This is a genomic window from Pseudomonas sp. HMWF006, assembly GCF_003061205.1.
Lineage (GTDB): Bacteria > Pseudomonadota > Gammaproteobacteria > Pseudomonadales > Pseudomonadaceae > Aquipseudomonas > Aquipseudomonas monsensis.
The window spans coordinates 20,092-27,116 of sequence record NZ_QAIU01000043.1 but is presented as its reverse complement, the minus strand read 5'-3'; the positions used below and the strand labels follow the sequence as shown (position 1 = coordinate 27,116).

The following is a 7,025-nucleotide window of genomic DNA, read 5'->3' as shown; positions in this document are numbered from 1 at the left end:
ATCTACGACAAGCCGATGATCTTCTATCCCTTGTCTGTGCTGATGTTGGCGGGGATGCGCGAAATTCTGATTATTTCCACGCCTGAAGATTTGCCGTGCTTCCAAAAGCTGTTGGGTGACGGTAGCCAATATGGCATCAAGCTGTGTTATGCCGAGCAGCCGAGCCCGGACGGGCTGGCTCAGGCTTTCATTATCGGTGAGGAGTTTATTGGTGATGATCCTTGCTGTCTGATCCTGGGAGACAATATTTTCTACGGTCAGCACTTCTCGGACAATTTGCGTTCCGCCTGTCTGCGAGAGCATGGTGCCACGATCTTCGGGTATCACGTTTCTGATCCCGAGCGCTTTGGTGTGGTTGAGTTTGACGCTAATGGATCTGCATTGAGTATCGAGGAAAAGCCGATAGTGCCCAAGTCCAGCTACGCTGTGACAGGTCTCTATTTCTACGATAATCAGGTTGTCGAAATTGCCAAGAAGATCAAGCCGTCCGCGCGCGGCGAGCTCGAAATTACCGATGTCAATCTGGCCTATCTCGAGCAAAAATCCCTTAAGGTCGAAATGCTCGGCCGCGGCTTCGCATGGCTTGATACCGGTACGCATGATTCGCTGCTAGAGGCCAGTCACTTCGTGCATACCATCGAAAAGCGCCAAGGCTTGAAGGTCGCCTGCCTTGAGGAGATTGCTTACAGTAATGGCTGGATTGACATGGCGAAACTGCGAGCTCAAGCCGAGCGCTTGAAAAAAACCGGCTATGGGCAGTACCTGGAGAAGCTTCTGGATTCCGCAGTGCGCGAGGGCTGAGATTGTTGGCGCAGTAGCCATTACTCTTAGAGATTGGAATGTGGTTGCGCTGAGTCGGCTTGATATTGGTTTGATATCGATCTTGTTCGAATGCTTTCAATTTTAAAAACGTTTTTTGTGCCTTCCGCCGGGAGGGAGTTATTAATGTCCAGGCACAAGCTGTAGAATGACCAGTAATCTTACCGGTTCTTGCGGCTCGCGGTTGTGGGTGGGCAGCTTCGCCTCATTGGGTACGCCTCATAAAAGAAGCCCTGCCCCAATCGTTGATCGGCAAGGATCCGGGTGTTGCGTATGGATTTGGATTTAGGCCGAGCGGCTGTTTTTTCTTGCGGCTTGGGGCAAGTATTTGCGTCAGTCAGGACGCATAAATGACCGGAAATATAACTGAACCCGTTTCTGGAATTATCCACTGGATAGGGGGCTAAGGATTGAGAGCATGGAACTGATTCCCGTAATTTTGTCTGGCGGAGTGGGCAGCCGGTTGTGGCCCGTCTCTCGTGAAGCCCATCCAAAGCCGTTCATGGAGCTGCCAGGTGGTCAGAATCTGATTCAGAAGACCTTTTTGCGTGCCTCGCGCCTGGAAGGTGTTGTGGAGATTCTCACGGTGACCAACCGTGAACTCCTGTTCAAGACTGAAGATGAGTACGGCGCGGTCAATACAGCCAAGCATTCTCAAGGTTTTATTCTGGAGCCTTTTGGGCGCAACACAGCCGCTGCTGTTGCTGCCGCTGCGCTTCAGCTGGAAGCTATGCATGGTCCTGACGCCCATATGTTGGTGCTTGCGGCGGACCACCTGATAAAAGACGAAAAAGCCTTTGCTGCGGCCGTTGCCGACGCCATGTCACTGGCTTCTCAAGGATGGCTGGTCACCTTCGGCATTCAGCCCACTTATCCTGAAACGGGCTTCGGTTACATTGAAGCGCAGAAAGATGCCCCTCTGAAGGGCGGGTTGAAAGTCGCTCGCTTTGTCGAAAAACCGAATCTTGAAACTGCCCAGGGTTACGTCGATGCCGGCAACTACTTCTGGAACTCAGGCATGTTCTGTTTCCGGGTTGGCACCGTGCTGGAAGAGCTCCGCCTGCACGCGCCGGTGGTAGTGGAAGCTGTTGTCAAGACTATCGAAAGCTCGCGTCTCACTTCGTCTGATAAATACCGTTGCTTGGCACTCGACGCCGACGCGTTCGCAGAGGTTCCAGACATTTCCATCGATTACGCATTGATGGAACGCTCCTCCAAAGTAGCGACTATTCCTTGCGATATTGGCTGGAGCGACATTGGCTCCTGGAACGCTGTCAGTGAACTGACTGAGGCCGATGAGAACGGCAACCGCTTTGAAGGCGAGGTGTTGTCTCACAATTCGCGCAACAACTACGTCAACAGCGAAGGTCGTCTTACCGCACTGGTGGGTGTGGAAGATTTGCTGGTGATCGACACCCCGGATGCGGTGATGATCGCCCACAAAGATCACGCTCAGGATGTCAAGCACATCGTCAATCAACTCAAGGCGGCTAGTCACACAGTTCATTTGCTACACCGCACCGTGCATCGCCCTTGGGGTACTTACACGACGCTGGAAAACGGTGAGCGCTTCAAGATCAAGCGCATTGTGGTGAAGCCAAAAGCTTCGCTGTCTTTACAGATGCACCACCACAGAAGCGAGCACTGGATTGTTGTCAGCGGGATGGCTGTGGTCGTCAACGACCAGCAGGAATTGATGCTGAACACCAATGAATCCACCTTTATTCGCGCCGGCCACCAGCATCGGTTGATGAACCCCGGTGTGATAGATCTAGTGCTCATTGAAGTGCAGAGTGGCGATTATCTCGGTGAGGACGATATCGTCCGTTTCGAAGATAAATACGGGCGCGTAGACAAGTAACCGCGCCTTCGCAGTCACAAACCTGGTCGGTGACGTCTGAACCGATCAGGTTTACTTGCACTGGCCTGGCGCCGGCGCACTTCCATTCTGGCAAGAGAAGTGGAGTCACACCTTCCTCGCCTCCACATACCTCAGCAAGAGAGCGGTATGCACACCCCTATCAAAACCCAGTGTTTCAAAGCCTATGACATTCGTGGCCAAGTTCCGGCTGACCTCAATGACGATGTCGCCTACAGGATAGGCCGGGCCATAGTTGCCGAGTTACAGGGCAAAAATATTGTGCTGGGGCGAGACATGAGGCTCGAAAGCCCGATGCTGGCCGAGGCAATGACAAGAGGTTTGTGTGAAGCGGGTGCAAATGTGATCGACATCGGTTTGTGTGGTACCGAAGAGGTTTACTTTGCTACGAGCGCATTCAAGGCTGATGGCGGAGTCATGATTACCGCGAGTCATAATCCCAAGGGTTACAACGGGATGAAACTGGTGAAGTCCGAATCACGCCCAATCAGTGGTGATACGGGGCTCAATGCAATTCGTGACAGAGTGGAAAGTGGCGATCTTGGGCCGCTGGCTAATTCCAGGGGGGAAGTCCGCTTAGAGCTAGATAAGACCCGCTATATCGAGCATCTACTCAGCTACGTAAACGTGGCCAGTCTTAAACCACTGAAGATCCTCGCAGATCCGGGCAATGGCGCTGCTGGCCCAGTGCTGCAGGAGTTGATCGGCAAGTTGCCTTTTGAATGGGTCATCATCAATGCAGAGCCTGACGGAAACTTCCCTAATGGCGTACCAAATCCGCTGCTCCCAGAAAATCGCGATCTCACTCAGCAAGCGTTACAGGCAAACGGTTGTGATCTGGGGCTGGCATGGGATGGTGATTTCGATCGTTGTTTCTTTTTTGACGAAACAGGTCGCTTTATCGAGGGGTACTACCTCGTAGGGCTGTTAGCCGAGATGTTGCTCAAGCAGCACCCAGGTAGCAAGATCATTCATGACCCGCGCTTGACGTGGAACACGATCGATCAAGTGGAGGAGGCCGGCGGCGTCGCGGTGTTATGCAAAACCGGGCACGCATTCATCAAAGAGCGTATGCGTCTTGAAGATGCAATTTATGGCGGTGAAATGAGTGCGCACCATTACTTCCGTGATTTTGCATATTGCGACAGTGGAATGATCCCGTGGCTCTTGATTACGGCGTTGATGTCGACGACGGGCAAGACTCTTGCGCAGCTGGTGGACGAGCGAATAGAAGCGTACCCGTGCACAGGCGAGATTAATTACCGTGTTGAAGATGTTTCCGCTACGTTGCAGAAGGTGTTGGATCATTATTTGCCTCAAAATCCACACATCGACAGGACAGATGGCATCAGCGTCTCCTTCGCGGACTGGCGATTCAATTTGCGGGGATCGAACACTGAACCTTTGTTGCGGTTGAACGTGGAGGCAAGAGTGGGTGAGGGGATGATCTGGGACCGCTTGAAAGAGATCGAGTCACTGATTAATGGTGTTTAAGTAGTTATGTTTTCGATGTCGCATGCATCACTGCGGCAGTTTCAGCTAAGCATCGGTGCAGTACCATGGTGGTTTGCGAAATATTGATACTATAGGTTTATATTTTGAAGACGGTTTTATTGCTAAGTACATATCCCATTGCCATTCCGCGACATGGCGGACAGGTAAGGGTCGCAAATATCGCCAAAACCTTTAGCGTCAATGGTTGGAGCGTTGTTCATGTGGCGGTTTACGAGCCTGAGGGATACCCGCCAGCCGTGCTGGGCAAGAATGACGTAGAGTTTTCGCCAGGATCTGACTTCAGGAAATACAAGGGCAAAATGGTGCCTTTGATTAATGACCTGCTCTCCGGCGAATACGCAAGCTCTGAGAAGGGTGGCTTTCCATCGATACTGAAAAAGCTGCCCCCCGTTATTGATGCGATCCATGTGGAACAGCCTTGGTTGTGGCCTTTGGTTCTTAAAATTAAAAAAATGCCGCAGTATGCAAATGCGTGTCTGATCTATGGTTCTCAAAACATAGAATCGCCATTAAAAAAAGAGATTCTGGACAGTTATCAAGTAAAAGGTGCTGAGGAAGTAATCTCGGATATCGACAATCTGGAGCGTAAGGCGGCCAAAGAAGCCGATGTCACAATCGCCGTGACTCAATCGGACTTTGATATCCTTTCCAGTTGGGGGGCAAAGAATCCGCTGTTAGCACCGAACGGGATTGCACCTTGGACTGCAAAGCAGGAAAACCTGGAATTATGGAAAGAGCGGCTTCCTAAGAGTCCTTGGATCTTATATGTAGCCAGCGCCCATCCTCCAAATTTTATGGGGTTTAATGAGTGTTTAGGCAACTCATTGGCATGTATCCCTCCCGACAGTAAGTTAGTCGTGGTAGGCAGTGTATGTGAACACTTGGAAAAAACACTTCGCAATACTCGTTGGGGCGCTTTGAACTTGTCGCGCTTGCAGTTGCTTTACATGCTTCCTGACGACGATCTCGATGCAGTGAAGACGCTGGCTCATGCGTTCCTTCTGCCGATTCCTCATGGAGGCGGTTCGAATATAAAAACGGCTGAAGCCATTTATTCCGGGAAGTACGTTATCGGTACCGAGGCCGCTTTCAGAGGTTTTGAAAAGTACCTTACTCTGCCAGAGATAACAGTAGCGCGAACCTCGACTGAATTTCACAGCGCAATCAGAGATCGCCTGTGCGGTCCAGAGAAATTTGGTCCGGAGGGTTCAGATAGAGCCAGCCGTAATTCTTTGACGTGGACTGAGAGTCTTGGTGCGATCCCTTTGGCCGCGCAGAACAACATTACACAAAAGGCACTTGAGTCATGACTACCTGGTTTGATGTTACTACCATACTAGGCTGGCATCGTCCGGCCGTTGGTATTATCCGGACTGAAGCTGAGTGCGCGGCTTATGCTTTAACGCAAATCGCCAATGGCGAGGATGTGAAATTCTGTTCGTTTAATGGCGCATCTGGGTATGTCACTGTTTCTGCTGATCAAGTTGCGTCAACGCTGAAAAGAATCTCAGGTTCACATTTGACAGCAGCAACGACAGTTTCGAACCAGGGCCAGCATAAAAAATCCGTGGAGGCCCGCCTTAAAGAGGTCGCTTTGAAGGTTACCAGTCGGTTACCTACGAAGATCAGTGGTTTGTTGTATCAATTTTTCCAGCGTCGTAGAACGGCAATTATTGAAGGGGTCATGGCTCTTCGGTATTTGCGCTCCGCCATGCTGTCATTCATGAGGCCGGCGAGTAATATTCATGTTGTCATGAAAGTAAAAACAGATCTTAATGTAGCTGAGAATTCTTTCTCGAAAGGAGATTGTTATATTTCCGTCGGTCTGGATTGGGATAATAAAGACCTAGTGTATCTCTATAAGCTCAAAAAGCTCATGGGAATGAGGGTTGTTTTGTGTTGCTATGACGTTATTCCTGTAAGGTTACCTCACCTTTGTGTTGGTGATGTGGCAGCGAAGTTTGCAAATTATTTTACAGATGTCGCTTGGTGCGCTGATAAAATTATTTGTATATCTGAATGCACGCGTAAGGATCTTCAATCGCTGCTTTCAGAGTTGGGGGCGCCTGAGCCTGTCATGTCGGTTATAAAACTCGGCTGTCATGTATCTCAGGACGTGGCTTCTGTAGTTGGGCCAGAAGTCCTTTCCTTGATGAAGAATAAGTTTATTCTTTTCGTTTCAACTATAGAGCGCAGGAAAAATCACGAGGTTTTATATCGTGCTTATACGCGCCTGATAGATAAGGGTGTCGTTGATTTGCCCCAGCTGGTTTTTGTGGGGATGTCCGGGTGGGGCGTAAACGATTTTCTTAAAGACTTGGAGCTGGATCCGAGGACAAAACCCTATATTCGTGTTTTGAATAATGTTTCTGATTCTGATCTCGTTCATTTATATAAGAACTGCCAAATGACAGCTTTTCCTTCGCTTTATGAGGGGTGGGGGCTTCCAGTGGTTGAAAGCCTGGCTGCTGGGAAATTTTGTTTGGCATCGAATGCCGCCTCGATTCCTGAGGCAGGCCAAGACTTTATTGAGTATCTGGACCCTTGGGATGTATCAGTCTGGGCTGACCGGATCGAGTGGTATGTGTCACATCCAGACGAACTCTTGTTAAAAGAAAAAAATATTCGCGAGAATTATGTAGTCACCAGTTGGAAAGACGCTGCAATCTCTGTTTTCGAAGCTATCGAGCCACCTGTGGCGCCCTTCTTGAAGGGTGTAACTGGACAAAGTGATGCTCAAGTTTTTTGAAAGAGAATAAACGATATTCGGTTTAAGAACGACTGATGTCGGCCTTTATTGGTTTGCGTATAA

The 7,025-nt window shown here is 50.0% G+C and carries 5 protein-coding genes; all 5 read left to right on the top strand.

What is annotated here, in order from left to right; genetic code table 11:
* Nucleotides 1–801, top strand: an 801-nt coding sequence (rfbA, locus tag DBR24_RS01515; protein ID WP_128613676.1) for a glucose-1-phosphate thymidylyltransferase RfbA, incomplete at its 5' end; no start/stop codon positions are given.
* A gap of 436 nt (nt 802–1,237) precedes the next feature.
* The gene (locus DBR24_RS01510; RefSeq protein WP_128613672.1) at nt 1,238–2,680 is read left to right on the top strand and encodes a mannose-1-phosphate guanylyltransferase/mannose-6-phosphate isomerase; all 1,443 of its coding nucleotides are present in this window, start codon (nt 1,238–1,240) and stop codon (nt 2,678–2,680) included.
* A gap of 147 nt (nt 2,681–2,827) precedes the next feature.
* Nucleotides 2,828–4,192, top strand: a complete 1,365-nt coding sequence (locus DBR24_RS01505; RefSeq protein ID WP_128613671.1) for a phosphomannomutase — start codon at nt 2,828–2,830, stop codon at nt 4,190–4,192.
* A gap of 104 nt (nt 4,193–4,296) precedes the next feature.
* Nucleotides 4,297–5,523: a hypothetical protein gene (locus DBR24_RS30870; RefSeq protein ID WP_158277011.1), complete on the top strand. Its 1,227-nt coding sequence runs from the start codon at nt 4,297–4,299 to the stop codon at nt 5,521–5,523.
* Entirely contained in the window at nt 5,520–6,962 is a 1,443-nt protein-coding gene (locus DBR24_RS01495) for a glycosyltransferase family 1 protein (RefSeq protein ID WP_128613670.1), read from the top strand. Before DBR24_RS30870 ends, DBR24_RS01495 begins: the two co-directional genes overlap by 4 nt.
* Nucleotides 6,963–7,025 lie beyond the last annotated feature (63 nt).

Excerpts from the sequence above, each read along its gene's own strand:
- DBR24_RS01505 (WP_128613671.1), top strand. The coding sequence starts at position 2,828 with ATGCACACCCCTATCAAAACCCAGTGTTTCAAAGCCTATGACATTCGT.
- DBR24_RS01495 (WP_128613670.1), top strand. The coding sequence starts at position 5,520 with ATGACTACCTGGTTTGATGTTACTACCATACTAGGCTGGCATCGTCCG.
- DBR24_RS01510 (WP_128613672.1), top strand. The coding sequence starts at position 1,238 with ATGGAACTGATTCCCGTAATTTTGTCTGGCGGAGTGGGCAGCCGGTTG.